General features: G+C 62.9%; 17 protein-coding genes and 1 tRNA gene. 10 read left to right on the forward strand and 8 right to left on the reverse strand.

Annotated elements, in window-relative coordinates:
• Positions 1-4 precede the first annotated feature (4 nt).
• Both P1M51_RS04675 and P1M51_RS04680 read left to right on the forward strand, forming a co-directional pair.
• On the forward strand, positions 5-520 hold the full coding sequence (locus P1M51_RS04675) for a winged helix-turn-helix domain-containing protein (protein ID WP_276247027.1): 516 nt from the start codon (positions 5-7) through the stop codon (positions 518-520).
• A gap of 84 nt (positions 521-604) precedes the next feature.
• Positions 605-1,099, forward strand: coding sequence for a phosphopantetheine adenylyltransferase (locus P1M51_RS04680; protein ID WP_276247028.1), 495 nt, complete (start codon positions 605-607; stop codon positions 1,097-1,099).
• A 1-nt stretch (position 1,100) separates the two neighbouring features.
• Here the strand turns inward: P1M51_RS04680 and P1M51_RS04685 are convergent, their stop codons facing one another.
• Entirely contained in the window at positions 1,101-1,409 is a 309-nt protein-coding gene (locus P1M51_RS04685) for a transcription initiation factor IIB family protein (protein ID WP_276247029.1), read from the reverse strand.
• Positions 1,410-1,495: 86 nt separating this feature from the next.
• Here P1M51_RS04685 and P1M51_RS04690 point away from each other — a divergent pair.
• Positions 1,496-1,579, forward strand: a tRNA-Leu gene (locus P1M51_RS04690).
• Positions 1,580-1,810: 231 nt separating this feature from the next.
• On the opposite strand, the gene P1M51_RS04695 is transcribed toward P1M51_RS04690, so the two are convergent.
• Positions 1,811-2,122, reverse strand: a complete 312-nt coding sequence (locus tag P1M51_RS04695) for a hypothetical protein (protein WP_276247030.1) — start codon at positions 2,120-2,122, stop codon at positions 1,811-1,813.
• Between the two features lie 58 nt (positions 2,123-2,180).
• The gene (locus P1M51_RS04700) at positions 2,181-3,236 is read right to left on the reverse strand and encodes a S66 peptidase family protein (protein ID WP_276274844.1); all 1,056 of its coding nucleotides are present in this window, start codon (positions 3,234-3,236) and stop codon (positions 2,181-2,183) included.
• A gap of 106 nt (positions 3,237-3,342) precedes the next feature.
• Here P1M51_RS04700 and dacZ point away from each other — a divergent pair, with 106 nt between their 5' ends.
• Together dacZ and P1M51_RS04710 are read left to right on the forward strand one after the other, a co-directional pair.
• Entirely contained in the window at positions 3,343-4,155 is an 813-nt protein-coding gene (gene dacZ, locus P1M51_RS04705) for a diadenylate cyclase DacZ (protein ID WP_276247032.1), read from the forward strand.
• Between the two features lie 3 nt (positions 4,156-4,158).
• The gene (locus tag P1M51_RS04710) at positions 4,159-4,941 is read left to right on the forward strand and encodes a mechanosensitive ion channel domain-containing protein (protein WP_276274845.1); all 783 of its coding nucleotides are present in this window, start codon (positions 4,159-4,161) and stop codon (positions 4,939-4,941) included.
• Here P1M51_RS04710 and P1M51_RS04715 read toward each other — a convergent pair.
• Together P1M51_RS04715 and P1M51_RS04720 are read right to left on the reverse strand one after the other, a co-directional pair.
• Entirely contained in the window at positions 4,938-5,459 is a 522-nt protein-coding gene (locus tag P1M51_RS04715) for a DapH/DapD/GlmU-related protein (RefSeq protein WP_276274846.1), read from the reverse strand. The genes P1M51_RS04710 and P1M51_RS04715 overlap by 4 nt on opposite strands.
• Before the next feature lie 31 nt (positions 5,460-5,490).
• On the reverse strand, positions 5,491-7,296 hold the full coding sequence (locus P1M51_RS04720; protein ID WP_276248468.1) for a DEAD/DEAH box helicase: 1,806 nt from the start codon (positions 7,294-7,296) through the stop codon (positions 5,491-5,493).
• Between the two features lie 290 nt (positions 7,297-7,586).
• Between P1M51_RS04720 and P1M51_RS04725 the strand changes: the two genes are divergently transcribed.
• Positions 7,587-8,027, forward strand: coding sequence for a hypothetical protein (locus tag P1M51_RS04725; RefSeq protein ID WP_276247035.1), 441 nt, complete (start codon positions 7,587-7,589; stop codon positions 8,025-8,027).
• Between the two features lie 8 nt (positions 8,028-8,035).
• Here the strand turns inward: P1M51_RS04725 and purD are convergent, their stop codons facing one another.
• Together purD and P1M51_RS04735 are read right to left on the reverse strand one after the other, a co-directional pair.
• The gene (purD, locus tag P1M51_RS04730) at positions 8,036-9,322 is read right to left on the reverse strand and encodes a phosphoribosylamine--glycine ligase (protein ID WP_276247036.1); all 1,287 of its coding nucleotides are present in this window, start codon (positions 9,320-9,322) and stop codon (positions 8,036-8,038) included.
• 75 nt (positions 9,323-9,397) lie between these two features.
• Complete coding sequence (locus P1M51_RS04735) at positions 9,398-9,634, reverse strand: hypothetical protein (protein WP_276247037.1); 237 nt, start codon at positions 9,632-9,634, stop codon at positions 9,398-9,400.
• A 90-nt stretch (positions 9,635-9,724) separates the two neighbouring features.
• Between P1M51_RS04735 and P1M51_RS04740 the strand changes: the two genes are divergently transcribed.
• Positions 9,725-9,895 (forward strand): hypothetical protein, encoded by a 171-nt coding sequence (locus tag P1M51_RS04740; protein ID WP_276247038.1) that lies wholly within the window; start codon positions 9,725-9,727, stop codon positions 9,893-9,895.
• Positions 9,896-9,926: 31 nt separating this feature from the next.
• The gene (locus tag P1M51_RS04745; protein WP_276247039.1) at positions 9,927-10,262 is read left to right on the forward strand and encodes a hypothetical protein; all 336 of its coding nucleotides are present in this window, start codon (positions 9,927-9,929) and stop codon (positions 10,260-10,262) included.
• A gap of 6 nt (positions 10,263-10,268) precedes the next feature.
• Here the strand turns inward: P1M51_RS04745 and P1M51_RS04750 are convergent, their stop codons facing one another.
• The gene (locus P1M51_RS04750; RefSeq protein WP_276247040.1) at positions 10,269-10,850 is read right to left on the reverse strand and encodes a class I SAM-dependent methyltransferase; all 582 of its coding nucleotides are present in this window, start codon (positions 10,848-10,850) and stop codon (positions 10,269-10,271) included.
• A 111-nt stretch (positions 10,851-10,961) separates the two neighbouring features.
• Between P1M51_RS04750 and P1M51_RS04755 the strand changes: the two genes are divergently transcribed.
• Both P1M51_RS04755 and P1M51_RS04760 read left to right on the forward strand, forming a co-directional pair.
• The gene (locus P1M51_RS04755) at positions 10,962-13,073 is read left to right on the forward strand and encodes a thioredoxin domain-containing protein (protein WP_276247041.1); all 2,112 of its coding nucleotides are present in this window, start codon (positions 10,962-10,964) and stop codon (positions 13,071-13,073) included.
• Between the two features lie 42 nt (positions 13,074-13,115).
• Positions 13,116-13,625, forward strand: a complete 510-nt coding sequence (locus P1M51_RS04760) for a universal stress protein (RefSeq protein ID WP_276274847.1) — start codon at positions 13,116-13,118, stop codon at positions 13,623-13,625.

Below are 13,625 nucleotides of genomic sequence, written 5' to 3' on the forward strand. Positions count from 1 at the left end.
GAGCATGGCTGCTGACGACGCACCAGACAAACCGAAGGAGGGTGAACCAGCGGGTCACAGGGGACCACGGGAGCGACTCGAGCAACACCGGTCGCGACTCGAAGACGAAACCGACCGGGCTGTCGGGCAGTTCGACGACCGCATCGTCGAACTCCTCTCGTGGGTCCTCGACACCGAAACGCGAGCACGCATCTACGTCTATCTGCGCCAGCATCCGTGGGCGACCAGCGAGGAAATCGCCGACGGAACCGGGCTGTATCCGAGCACCGTCCGGGAGGCGCTCGCGGAACTCCATACCGAAGAAGTGCTCGAACGCCGGAAACGCAAGAGTTCGGGCGCGGGGAACAACCCATATGAGTACACGGCGATGCCGCCGAGCGAACTCGTCACCGCGCTCGCAGAGCAGGTGCAGGACGAACTCAATACGGTGTTCAACCTCGACTGCTATCTCGGCAGGCGCGACCCGAAGACGGCGACCGAACCCGTGACGATCACCGTCGAGGAAGAGGCGGACGAATAACCGGTCTGTGCGCGTCGGTTTTCTGATTGTTCATCGATTCATTGAGTCGAAGCCACTAAGCCAGCGGCGGTAGTTGGGTGGGGTATGAAAGTCGCGCTGGGCGGGACGTTCGACCCGGTCCATGATGGGCATCGAGAACTGCTCAAACGGGCCTTCGAACTCGGGGACGTGACAGTTGGCCTCACGAGTGACGAACTTGCGCCGAAGACGCGCAAGGAGGACCGCTACGTCAGACCGTACGACGAGCGCAAGGCGGACCTCGAAAAAGAACTCGAACAGTTCGCCGCCGAGTACGACCGCGAGTGGGAAATCCGGACGCTCACCGAGCCGACTGGCATCGCCACCGAACCGCAGTTCGACGTGCTCGTCGTCTCCACCGAGACTCAGCGCGGAGGCGAACTCGTAAACGAAATCCGCGAAGAGCGCGGCCTCGAACCGCTCCGAATCGAGGTTGTAGACCGCGTCTACGCGAAAGACGAGGACGTGATTTCGAGTACGCGCATCGTCCGTGGCGAAATCGACGAACACGGGAACCTCACGCCCGAACGCGAGGGGCGACCCGCAGAACGAGAGCAGTAAGTTACCAGCCCGGCGGCCGCAGGCCCGCGGTCTCCAACAACTCCTTCCAGCGCTGTTGAATCGTCAGACGAGCGACGCCGACGGCCTCAGCGACGTCACCCTGTGAGCGTTCGTCACCGGCGATGAGTGCCCCGGCGTAGAGACTCGCCGCGACGGCCGCGCGCTTCGAGCGTTCCTTTTCGGGGACCGTCGAGAGAAAGAGGTCCGCCGCCCGAGAGCGCGCTTCGGTTCCGAGCGACAGTCGGTCTGCCGCCTGTTCGAGTTGCGCGAGCCACTCTTCGTTTTCCACCTGGTCGCGGGCCCGATACACGAACTGCGATTCGGCGTGATAGGATATAAGCCCTCGCCACCCGAGAGCGACAGGTATTTTGTTTAATGCGGGAAATCGGTAGACGCGCGTGGGTAGCCAAGCCAGGAAACGGCGCAGCGCTTAGGACGCTGTCTCGTAGGAGTCCGCCGGTTCAAATCCGGTCCCACGCATTTTCTGTCGCGAACCAAACGGTGAGCGACGAAAATCGTACGGTCGGTTTGAAGCAGGGAGCAACTTGTTGCGACCGAGGTTCAAATCCGGTCCCACGTACTCTTCTGCGCGAGTATCACGAGCGCTAAAAATGGTCTGACCGATTTGAACGTTCGAGCGAAGCGAGAGAAGTTCAAATCCGGTCCGTCTTCGTCAAATCCGGTCTCTCGTTCCAAAAAAAGCGTCCGTCGTCACTCCGTCCGTTTCCCGCCGTCTGCGATGCGTTCTGCGTCCGCGTGCCCGTCGTTGAGTGGTTCTGCGCGATTCGAGTCAGCAATTCGGATGTGTTCTCTCCCGGTTCCATCGACGGCGCGTGCGGCGCGATTTTGCTGGAGTGCGGTGCCGATGCGGATGCCCGCGACGCCGAGGAAGAAGGGGACGAGCACCCACCAGAAGAGGGTCTGTGTGCCCGCGAAAAACCAGACGAGTGCGGCGACCGGCGCGAGAAGGAAAAGGGCGAGCCGGAGGCCCCACCAGGAGGATGCTGTGAGAGGTGTTCGCATTACACGGCATTACGCCGTCTGTATGATAAGTGTTGGGACAGCGCCAACGATTTCGCGGTCACTCCGCGAAGGTGATGCGTTCTCGTGCAGAATCGACCACGACGCGCCCGCCGATTGGTGGTGCGGCGGTCGGATACGTGTGGCCGAATTCGAGGTCGAAGACGATGGGTGCGTCAGGGTTGTATTCTCGGACCGTGTCGATGATGGCTTCGCGCTGGCGGGTTCGGTACGCCTCGCGTTCGTCGGGTGGGTTGGGGTCGAAGACGCTTCTGGCGCGGGCGCGGCCGACGAGTACGGCGGCAAAGCGTTCGAGCAGGCCGCGTTCGCCGAGGCCGAGGAGGAACCACCGGACGTCGAAGTCGCGGGGCAGTTCCTCTGAGGTTTCGAGGCAGAGGACGGTGCCAGAGAGTGCGTCCGGGTCGGGAAGGTAGTGGCTCACCGCGAGCTGGAGGTCCACGATTTCGAGACAGCCACCCCACGTCCGTCCGGAGACGACGGTTTCGGGGCCGTCCCAGTGCCAGCCGTCGCTGTCCTCCCATTCTGGTTCGTAGTCGAGCGTGTCCGGGTCGGCCCAGTCGTGGCCGTCGTCGGTGAACGCGGTGGCGGGTTCGAGTTCGCCGTGTTCCTCCTCGAAGAAGGCGCGTCTGAGATAGCGTTCGGTGTAGTCGGGGTGGCCGCCGTGGACCGCGAGGTCGGTCATGACCATGCCACCGTAGTAGGAGACGAGGCCCGCGTTCCAGAGTGCGAGTTGGAGGTTCGTGTTGTCACTCACGCCGTAGAACCGGGTGGGATGCTCCCGGAGCACGTCGGTGTCGAGGTGTTTGAGGATGCGAATCTGGTCCTCGCCGCCGATGGTGGCGATGACGCCCGCGATGTCCGGGTCGACGAAGGCGTCTTCGACGTCCCGTGCTCGTTCTTCCGGGTGGTCGTAGAGGTACTCGCTCGACTTCGTCGCCGTCGGGAATTCGACGGGTTCGAGGTCGAACGTCTCGCGCAGCGTTTCGAGGCCCTGTTCGTAGACGTGGGGAAACTGGCTGGCGTGACCGCCGGCTGGAGCGACGATGGCGACTCGGTCGCCGGGTTCGAGCGGTGGTGGGACGACGAATTCGTGCATGCGTTGGTTTCACCGAATCGTCTGATAACAGTTATGCACGTTCTGCCGGGAAATCGCACCCGGGCGCCACAAACCTTTTTGTCGGCTTCACGAGTGGATAGAACCAATGAGTGAAATCCGCGACCTTCTGGGACCGATTGTGTCCGAGGTCGACGCTATCTTGCTGTTCTCTCCGAGCGCCTCCTACTACGGGCGCTTCGCAGAGGTTGACGATGTCAAGGTCGTGGTCGTCGCCCCCGAGAACACGGTCTCTGCTACCCAGTTTGTGGAACTTCCACTCGAATTCGATAACGTCGCCTCACGCATTCGCTACGGTATCGAAGGGGCGATCAACAACGACATCATCGACGACGGCGACGACCTGCTCTGTGCGACGAAGATGTTCGACGAGGAAATCGATTCCCTCACGCGGGTCCGCGCGAGTGAGTTCACCCACACCGGCATCTACGACCTCTTCATGAACTCGCGGGCAGAGCCGACTGTCATCCGCGACGTGCTCGAAGTCGCCATCGAACTCGGGAAGAAAGGACAGAAAGGCAAGCCCGTCGGCGCGCTGTTCGTGGTTGGCGACGCGGGCAAGGTGATGAACAAGTCTCGGCCCCTCTCGTACAACCCGTTCGAGAAGTCTCACGTCCACGTCGGCGACCCCATCGTGAACGTCATGCTGAAGGAATTCTCCCGTCTCGACGGGGCGTTCGTCATCTCTGATGCGGGCAAGATTGTCTCAGCCTACCGCTATCTCGAACCGTCTGCGGAGGGCGTCGACATTCCGAAAGGACTCGGGGCGCGGCACATGGCAGCGGCGGCGACCACTCGTGACACCAACGCAATCTGCATCGTGTTGAGCGAGAGCGACGGGCTGGTTCGGGCGTTCAAGGGTGGCGAACTCATCCTCGAACTGGACCCCGAGGAGTACTGAACAATGGTCGACGTCATCTCGCAACTGGAGCAGTTGTTCACCGACGAGTTCAGGTTCTTCTTTGCGCTGTTCGTCTTCGTCGGCGGCCTCCTCCTCGGCTACGTCATCGGGCGGTCGATTCAGCGACTGCTCGTCTCCTCTGGCGTTCCGGATGCGGTGGAGGGGACGCCCTTCGAGCGCACGGCTCGCGGCCTCGGGACTTCGACCGTCTCGCTCATCTCACAACTCACAGCCCTGTTTATCGCCATCCTCGCCACGCTGCTGGCGCTCAGGATTCTCGGTCTCAGCACGGAGTTTTTCTTCGGTCAACTGACGGCGTTCATGCCGCGACTGTTCGTCGCGGCGCTCGCCATCATCCTCGGCCTCATCATTTCTGACAAAGCCGGACTGGTCGTCTCAGAGCGCCTTCGTAGCATCAAACTCCCCGAGGTGAACATCATCCCGCAGATGGTGCGCTACAGCATCATCTACATCGCCGTGCTCATCGCGCTCGGGCAAATCGGCGTCGCCACGGGCGCACTGCTCATCCTGCTCGGGGTGTACGTCTTCGGCGTCGTCTTCCTCGGGGGTATCGCCTTTCGCGACCTGCTCTCGTCGAGTGCGGCGGGCGTGTATCTCCTGCTCAACCAGCCCTACGGCATCGGCGACGAAATCGCAATCGGCGACCGCCGGGGTATCGTTCAGGAGGTGGACGTGTTCGTCACTCACATCGAGAGCGACGGCGAGGAGTACATCATCCCGAACGCCCACGTCTTCGACTCGGGAATCGTCCGAATTCGAACTTAATCGGACACTGATTCTGCAGACATCTCTTTTGCCGGAACGCCCGCCACAGTTGCACCGGCGGGCACGTCTCGCGTGACGAGCGAGTTCGCCGCCACGGAGGCTCCGTCGCCAATCGTGACGCCCGGCAGGACGATGGCTCCCGCGCCAATCATCGCCCGTTCGCCGATGTGGACTTCCCCGGTTCGGTACTCGTCCTGCAGAAACTCGTGGCAAAGAATTGTCGCGTTGTAGCCGATGATGGCGTGGTCACCCACCGTGATGAGGTCAGGCCAGAACACGTCCGGCGTCGATTCGAGGCCCCACGAAACCCCCGTTCCAATCGTCACGCCGAGGCGACGCAGGAGCCAGTTTTTGAGCCGCAGGCTCGGTGAGATTCGCGCGAGGACGATGACGGCGTAGTTGATGGAGACGCGAACGGGGTTGCGGGCGCTGGTCCAGTGGCGAAGCGAGTTCGCCGGCCCGGGCGTCGGGTGGCGCGTGATGCGCTCGTGGCGCGGCGTCGAGGCGTCGTCGGTCACGTCAGTTGGTTCGGCCGTGGAGGATTTGAACCTACTCCCACGCGGCCGACTCCGTTTCGACGATTCGCACGCCCTTCGCCGCGAGGTGACGCATCCGCTGGCGGGCGAAGTCCTCCTCAGAAGTGCCGCGCGTGGCGAGGACGTACATCCGCGAGTTGCCCACCGGGCGCATGGTTCGTCCGGCGCGCTGTGCACCCTGCCGACGCGACCCCCCGAGCCCGGAGGCGGCGATGGCAACCGACGCTTCGGGCAGGTCGATACCCTCGTCACCAATTCGAGAGACGATGAGCGCGTCGCGCGGGCCGGTGTTGAACTGTGAGAAGAGACGACGGCGCTCTGCGTGAGGCGTCTCACCGCTCACGAACGGGATGTTGAGTTCCTCGCTCAACTGCTGGCCCTGTTCGAGATACTCGACGAAAATCAGGGCTTTCTCGCCGGGGTGCTCGTCGAGAATCGACCGTACCTCCTCGATTTTCGCCGGATTCGAGGCGGCAATCATCCGCTTTTCGTGGCCCTCTGCGCTTCCGTATTCGTTCAGGCCGAACTCGTCGATCCACGGCACGTAGCGGATTTCGACCTCCGGTTCGGCCACGTAGCCCGCTTCGAACAGCGCGTTCCAATCGGTGCCGATTGGCGGGCCGATGAGCGTAAAAATCTCCTGTTGTTTGTCGTCTTCGCGGATGGGCGTCGCGGAGAGACCGAGGCGGTGGCGGGTCTGTAAATCCGCACTCCGGCGGTGAATCGGACTCGGGATGTGGTGGACTTCGTCGTAGACGATGAGGCCCCAGCGGCGTTCGTCGAACAGTATCCGGTGGCGGTCCATCCCCGCCGTCTGGTAGGTAGCGATGGTGACGGGCCGAATCTCCTTTTTGCCGCCGTGGTACTCGCCGACCTGGTCAGGGTCGAGAGTGGTGTGCAGGAGAATTTCGTCTTTCCACTGGGCGGCGAGTTCTCGACCCGGAACCAGAATCAGCGTCTCGCCCTCGATGGCGGCCATGATACCGAGTGCAGCGACGGTCTTCCCGCTGCCCGGCGGCCCGACGAGGACGCCCGACTTGGCTTCGAGGAAGCGCGTCACCCACGTCTGCTGGTAGTCGCGCAACGGCAGGAGGAGTTCGTGGGGCAGGTCGTCGCCCTCCTCCAGCGTGCGCTCGTCCTGGACGGGGTAGCCCGCCTCGTAGAGAATTCGCTTGACGGAGGCGGTGGCCTCGTTCGCGACCCACGCCTCCTCGTCGGAGATGCGAGCGCGAATCTCGCCGTTCTGGAGTTTCGGCAGCGCGACGTTCCCGAGCAGGTCCGCACTCCCGGCTTCCAACACGACGTACCCGTCATCGTGGGTGTAGAGGCGGAACTTCCGGGCGCGCTCCCACTGGCTTTCGACCCACTCTTCGAGGTGGGGCGAACGTTCCCCGAACGCCTGGCGCATGGTGCGCAGGAGGTCGCCGAGACTCTCGTAGGGGGCCTGCCAGATGTCCTCTTCACGGAGTTTGTAGACGTAGCCACCGGTGCGGTTGGTCTCCACGAGGTGCGAGAACTGCGTGAGCTGCGCCCGGGTGAACTGCGAGGGGTGGTCCACCACGACTTCGCGGCGTTTCGGAAAGAGGACGACTCGCTCGCGATTGGTCGTCTCCTTCCAGTCGCGCGGATACCAGACGATGGGGTCGGTTTCGACGTTCAGTGATTCGACCCGGCCGTCTTTCGTGAGTTGGGAGAGGGCGTCGGTGGCTTCGGCCTGGGAGATACCCAATCGGCGGGCGACTTCACTCGCCGTGACGACGGGTCGGCCTCGGTCTTCGAGGACGTCGTAGAACTCGTCTATGTCGAAGGTTTCGGACAGGTCGTCGTCGGTGGGTTCTGGGGACTCGTCGGCTTCGGGCGAGCCGTCGGGTGCCTCTGAATCAGTCACTGGACTCGTGTAGGGGGTGTGGCGCTAAAAGGAACCGCTCTTACGAGGGTTTGTTCGATTTAGACTACGCGAACGCTGTGACCGCACGACTGCCGGGTCACAATGAATCAGCACGCCTGCCCTCCCCCGGGTCGCGCGACGAGACGCGCTTCCCGGCCCACCGTGTGGGCGCACCTGTTCAGATAGTCTTATCCGCGTGTCAATTCAACTACAAAACCACGATGGAATCAAGCATCTCGCGAGGGTGGCGGGTAACGTTTTCGCTGCTCTTTGGTTACTTTCTCGTGAGCGCTGCGAGTGAGTTTGTCCTCGATGCAGCTTCCCTGTCTAACGAACTGACAATCGCCGTGTTGAGTTCGCTCTTTGCCTTTGGAATCGTGTTCGGTTTCATCCTGAGCACTGCCGTTTCGAGATACGCTGGCCGACGTGGCGTCCCATCCTCGAAAAGTGTCTCCGCGTTTTATCTCGTGATTACGCTGGTCCTGCTGTACAGCGTGGGTTCGACGTTCGTCTTCGTCACGTTCCGCAATCACGCGCCTGACCACTCGCTGGTGTGGCCGGTCACCAACGCGGCCAGAATCCTCGTCGCTGTCGTTGGCGGTGTGTACCTGTACCGCGAGCAACTCGGACGCTCGCTCTCTTCCCCGACGAAAAATCAGTAACGGACCGACTATCCGCGTAGCGCTTTCATGTGGTCGATTCTACGCTGGACGAGGTCCGCCTTTCCGATGTCGTGGCGGATGTGGAGGCCTTCCTCGCCAGCGACGGCGAGGGCGTCCTCGGCGATTTCCTCGGCCTCGGCAATCGTGTCCGCGACGCCGACGAGGGCGAAGGACCGAGAGGTAGTCGTGTAGATGCCGTCGTCTCGGTCGTCAACGCTGGCGTAGTAGAGCAGCGCGTCGCCTGCGCTCTCCTCGTCGACTTCGACTTTCGCGCCGGCTTTCGGATTCTCGGGGTACCCCTCGGGTACGGCGTACTTACACACCGTCGCCTGCGCCGAGAAGGCGAGTTCAGGCAGTTCCTCACCGTCACGCGCGGCGGTGAGAACGTCCGCAAACCGGGTTTCGAGGACGGGCAGCGTGTTCATCGCCTCCGGGTCGCCGAATCGGGCGTTGAACTCGATGACCTTCGGACCCTCCTTCGTGAGCATGAACTGGCCGTAGAGGATGCCCTTGTAGCCGTCCAGCGCGGAGACCGTCGCGTCGAGGATGCGCAGAGCTTCGTCGTAGTCGCGCTCGGTCATGAACGGCAGTTCCCACGTCGCGTCGGAGTAACTGCCCATGCCGCCGGTGTTCGGCCCCTCGTCGCCTTCGTAGGCGCGCTTGTGGTCCTGCACGGCGGGCGTGGCGCGGAACTCGCCGTTTGCCACGAAGGCCTGCACCGTGAACTCCTCACCAATCAGGCGCTCTTCGAGGACGAGGCGGTCGTAGTCGTTGTCTCGAATGTACTGCTTCGCGCCCTCGGCGTCCACCTGGTCGCCCATGACGACGACGCCCTTGCCGCCGGTCAAGCCCGCGGGTTTCACCACGAGGTCGCCGTCGTACTCGTCGATGAAGGCACAGGCTTCCTCGGGGTCGTCGAACGTCTCGAAGTCGGGGCATCCCGGAATGTCGTACGAGCGCATGAACCGCCGCTGGAACGCCTTGTCAGTCTCGATGCGGGCTTCCTCGGCGTGCGGGCCGAAGGCGTAGATGCCCGCCTCGTCGAGTGCGTCTGCGACACCCGCCGCGAGGGGAGCCTCTGGACCCACCACGGCGATGGTCGCGCCGACGTCTTCGGCGTAGGCGACGATTGCGTCTGCGTCCGTCTCAGAGAGCGTCTCGAAGCCGTCCGCCAAGCGAGCGATGCCGGGGTTGCGGTTGCTCAAACAGGCGTAGAGGTTCACGTCGGGCGCGAGGGCGCGGGCGATGGCGTGCTCGCGGCCGCCGCCACCGACCAGCAGGATGGTCTCGGTCATATCCGAATACCCTACACATGGGAGTGTAAAGGTTGCCCTTCAGCCGGCTGTAATTGTGCAAGAACGTGTATCGGTTCAGCGTCGAAGGCTGCCCCGCGAACGGTCTAGCGAGAGGACGTACAGGACGGCGGTGACGATGCCCGTGTACTGGAGCGTGCCGGCGATGGTGGAGCCGAATCCTCTGAGTACCCCAACCGCGGCGAACAGTTCCCCGACGACCAGCCCGGCGAAGAAGCCGGTGAAGATGATGGCAGCGATATACTTTGCGTGACCGAGAAGCCAGTACACGTTCGGCTGGGTCTGCGTTTTCATCCTCGAAATCAAATCAGGGAGTTGAAATAAGTGAGAGGGTTGCCAGCCCAGCCACCGAACGTACTTGTGAACCTCCTGCGAACGACTCGTATGCCCCGCGACACGTTCATCTCCTGGAAGTGGTTCGCGCTGTTCCTCCTTTTTCCGGGGTTGCTGGTCGTCGCCATCGTCTTCTTCCCACTCCCCCTCGCCGTACTGTTTTGGCTGTACTACCGCGGAAAGCGTCAGACGCGATTCGGGGAATCATCCACGAAAGAGTAAGGTTTTTTTCGCTTATCCCGTCGTTCGAACAATGAATCGAACTCGCCTCGCAGAGTGGGTCATCGTCGCCCACGCGGCGACGGCACTCGCCCTCCACGCATTTCTCCTACTCTGGATTGGGGCCATCTTCCTCCCAATTCCAGGGGTCGTTCAAACTGGCCTCATCGCGTTCATTCCGCTTCCAATTCTCCTCGCAATTCCGTTTTTCTACGCCTTTCAGCTCCAGAAACGCGCGATGGTAGCGGAGTTCGACTGGTCACCGAGCGTTCTCTACTATCTGGCTGCGCTGCCGGCGATGACCAGCCTCCTGTCTGCGGTTTACCTGTTCGAGCGACGGCGGCGAGTCGGACGGTATCAGCTTGTTTGACCAGTTCTACGGGTCCCCCACCCGCCCCAGCACGCAGAACGCGTCCGCCGTCTCAACCACGTCGACAAATTCGAGCTCGCTCGCTGAAACCGTCTCGACTGCCGCATCGCGCGACAGCCCGCTGTGCGTGGAAAACGAGAGCGCCACCGTCCCGTCGGGTTTACAGACGCGCCGAATCTCTTTCAGCCCCGCCTGCGCGTCGGGCCACACTTGCATCGAGTTGGTGCTGAAGGCGCACTCGAACGTGTCGGCTTCGAAGGGGAGCGCCTCAACGTCGCCTCGACACAGACTTGTTCGTCCAGTGGCCAGGGCTTGCTCGTTGCGGGCAGCGGCCTGTTCGACCATGGGACGGGACGGGTCCACCCCAACGACGTGCCCGTCGAAGACGCGGGCGAGTGCGCTTTCGACGCCGAGACCCGGCCCGAACCCAATTTCGAGGACCGAATCGGCGGGTTCCGGGTCGAGTAGCGACAGCGTCCACGCTGTGCTCTCAGTGCTGGACGACGCCATCAGGCGGCCGCCGAGGCGGCCGAGTCGGCCACGCGGGCGGGCGAACATCCGGTGGAGGAGCGCGTACAGAGGATTCATGATTCGAATGCCGGATGCTAGCACTCGTCCAGTCGGGATAAAAACGATTTTCATGGCCCACGTGCCGCCGCAACTTCGACCTTTTACGTGTCCGCAGGCCCAATCTCCGGTATGGACGACCCCACCGGACGCAACCGCCTGTCGGAAGAGGAGAGTCCGTACCTCCGACAACACGCGGAAAACCCCGTGAACTGGCAGCCGTGGGACGACGACGCCCTCGACGCGGCCCGCGAGCGCGACGTGCCCATCTTCCTCTCTATTGGCTACTCGGCGTGTCACTGGTGTCACGTCATGGAGGAGGAGAGTTTCGAGGACGAGGAGGTGGCCGAACTGATGAACGAGAAGTTCGTGCCCATCAAAGTAGACCGCGAGGAGCGCCCGGACTTAGACCGCATCTACCAGACCATCGGGCAACTCGTGACCGCCCACGGCGGGTGGCCGCTTTCCGTCTGGCTCACCCCGCAGGGCAAACCGTTCTACGTCGGGACGTACTTCCCGAAAGAGCCACGCGGCCAGATGCCGGGCTTCCTCGACCTGCTCGACAACATCGCTCACTCGTGGGAGACAGACCGCGAAGAAATCGAGAATCGGGCGACTCAGTGGACGGCGGCGCTCACCGACGAACTCGAAGACGTGCCCGACCAACCCGGGGAAGCGCCCGGCCCGGACTTCCTCGAAATGGCCGCGAACGCCGCGCTCCGGGGCGCAGACCGCGAGCACGGCGGGTTCGGGAGCAGCGGGCCGAAGTTTCCCCAGACCACGCGGCTTGACCTTCTGTTCCGGGCGTACGAGCGAACCGGGCGGGATGCCTACCGCGAGGTGGCACTCGAAAATCTCGACGCGATGACTTCTGGTGGCCTCTACGACCACGTCGGCGGCGGGTTCCACCGCTACGTCGTCGACCAAACGTGGACCGTCCCGCACTTCGAGAAGATGCTCTACGACAACGCGGAGATTCCGCGTGCCCTGCTCTGGGGCTATCAGGTGACGGGCAACGAGCGATACGCCGACGTGGTGCGAGAGACGTTCGAATTCGTCGAGCGCGAACTCACCCACGACGAAGGTGGCTTCTTCAGCACGCTCGACGCCCAGAGCGAGGGTGAAGAGGGCAAGTTCTACGTCTGGACGCGACAGCAGGTTCGAGACGCCGTCGAGGACGAGGCGGCGGCGAACGTTTTCATCGACCGCTTTGGCGTCACGAAACGCGGGAACTTCGAGGGGACGACGGTGCTCGGCCTCGCAAAGAGCATCGCAGACATCGCAGAGAAGTACGACCTCTCCGAAGCCGAGGTCGAGGAGAAAATCGAGGAGGCCCGCGAGCAGGTGTTCGCCGCCCGCGCAGACCGTGTCCGCCCGGCCCGCGACGAGAAAGTCCTGGCTAGCTGGAACGGCATGATGATTTCGGCGTTCGCGGAAGGCGGCCTCGTCCTCGCAGACCAGTACACGCACACCGCAGAACGCGCCCTCGCCTTCGTCAAGCGACACCTCTGGGACGCGGAGACGCAGACGCTCTCCCGGCGGTTCAAGGACGGCGATGTGAAGGGCGACGGCTACCTCGAAGACTACGCCTTCCTCGGGCGAGGGGCCTTCGACCTGTACCAGGCGACGGGCGACGTGGCGCATCTCGCGTTCGCCCTCGAACTGGCCCGCGCCATCGACCGCGAGTTCTGGGACGAGGAACGGGGCGCGCTCTACTTCACTCCCGAATCCGGCGAAGCCCTCGTCACCCGACCGCAGGAACTCGGCGACCAGTCTACTCCCTCGTCCGTGGGCGTTGCCCTCTCGCTGTTCCAGTCGCTCTCCCACTTCGCCCCCGACGAGGACTTCGGCGAGAAGGCAGAACGCGTCATCGAAACCCACTCGTCGAAGATTCAGGCGAATCCGCTCCAGTACGGCACCCTCGGCCTCGCGGCCGACCGTGTCGGCACGGGCGACCTCGAACTGACCGTGGTCGCCGACGACCTTCCAGCGGTGTGGCGAGCGCGTATCGTCGAGACCTATTTGCCGAACCGCATCCTCGCCCGCAGACCGGCGTCGGACGCGGAACTGGACGCCTGGCTCTCCGAACTCGGACTGGACGAGACGCCGTCAATCTGGGCCGACCGAACCCAGCGCGACGGCGAACCCACCATCTACGTCTGCCGGTCGTTCACCTGCTCGCCGCCCCAGACGGACATCGAGGCGGCCCTCGACTGGGTGGACGAACTCGGAAACGACGCGTAGGCGGGATTGGAATTATAACACTTCACCGTGTTGTCTCGGCTGATGACGTTTCTTGTTCCGTTCGACGGGTCGTCACTCGCCGAGGCCGCACTCGTTCGGGCGGTGGAGTTCGCGAAAGTGTTCGACGAGAAAGTGGTCGCCGTGAGCATCATCCCCCTCGACGACGAGACGTACGCACAGGAAAAAGGATGGCTCGCGACGGGCGACCCATTCGACCGTCACGCCATCGTGGCTCACCTGCACGAGCAAGTGACCGACCTCGCGCCGACGGTCGATTTCTCCCATGAGTTCGTCGGCCGGTACGCCTCCTCGGGGAGCATCGCCCTTGCCATCAGGAAAGCCGCAAAGGAGTTCGACACCTCGATGCTGTTTATCGGGAGCGAGAACGCTGGCCGCCTCGTTAACTCGCTCGCGAGCGTCGGGAGTCAGGTCACCGCAGACCAGGATTACGACGTGGTCATCGTGAGAGACCGGACGCCGGCGAAAATCGAGCGCCTGAAGCGCGTTTCACCGTTTAGGAAAGAGAAATCAGACTTCTACCTCTCGCAATAA

This window comes from Haladaptatus sp. QDMS2, assembly GCF_029338295.1.
Taxonomy (GTDB): Archaea; Halobacteriota; Halobacteria; order Halobacteriales; family Halococcaceae; genus QDMS2.

Coding starts and splice junctions, on each gene's coding strand:
- P1M51_RS04695 (WP_276247030.1), bottom strand. CDS start 2,122: ATGCGAACACCTCTCACAGCATCCTCCTGGTGGGGCCTCCGGCTCGCC.
- P1M51_RS04680 (WP_276247028.1), top strand. CDS start 605: ATGAAAGTCGCGCTGGGCGGGACGTTCGACCCGGTCCATGATGGGCAT.
- P1M51_RS04745 (WP_276247039.1), top strand. CDS start 9,927: ATGAATCGAACTCGCCTCGCAGAGTGGGTCATCGTCGCCCACGCGGCG.
- P1M51_RS04675 (WP_276247027.1), top strand. CDS start 5: ATGGCTGCTGACGACGCACCAGACAAACCGAAGGAGGGTGAACCAGCG.
- P1M51_RS04710 (WP_276274845.1), top strand. CDS start 4,159: ATGGTCGACGTCATCTCGCAACTGGAGCAGTTGTTCACCGACGAGTTC.
- P1M51_RS04750 (WP_276247040.1), bottom strand. CDS start 10,850: ATGAATCCTCTGTACGCGCTCCTCCACCGGATGTTCGCCCGCCCGCGT.
- purD (WP_276247036.1), bottom strand. CDS start 9,322: ATGACCGAGACCATCCTGCTGGTCGGTGGCGGCGGCCGCGAGCACGCC.
- P1M51_RS04725 (WP_276247035.1), top strand. CDS start 7,587: ATGGAATCAAGCATCTCGCGAGGGTGGCGGGTAACGTTTTCGCTGCTC.
- dacZ (WP_276247032.1), top strand. CDS start 3,343: ATGAGTGAAATCCGCGACCTTCTGGGACCGATTGTGTCCGAGGTCGAC.
- P1M51_RS04735 (WP_276247037.1), bottom strand. CDS start 9,634: ATGAAAACGCAGACCCAGCCGAACGTGTACTGGCTTCTCGGTCACGCA.
- P1M51_RS04740 (WP_276247038.1), top strand. CDS start 9,725: ATGCCCCGCGACACGTTCATCTCCTGGAAGTGGTTCGCGCTGTTCCTC.
- P1M51_RS04755 (WP_276247041.1), top strand. CDS start 10,962: ATGGACGACCCCACCGGACGCAACCGCCTGTCGGAAGAGGAGAGTCCG.
- P1M51_RS04700 (WP_276274844.1), bottom strand. CDS start 3,236: ATGCACGAATTCGTCGTCCCACCACCGCTCGAACCCGGCGACCGAGTC.
- P1M51_RS04760 (WP_276274847.1), top strand. CDS start 13,116: ATGACGTTTCTTGTTCCGTTCGACGGGTCGTCACTCGCCGAGGCCGCA.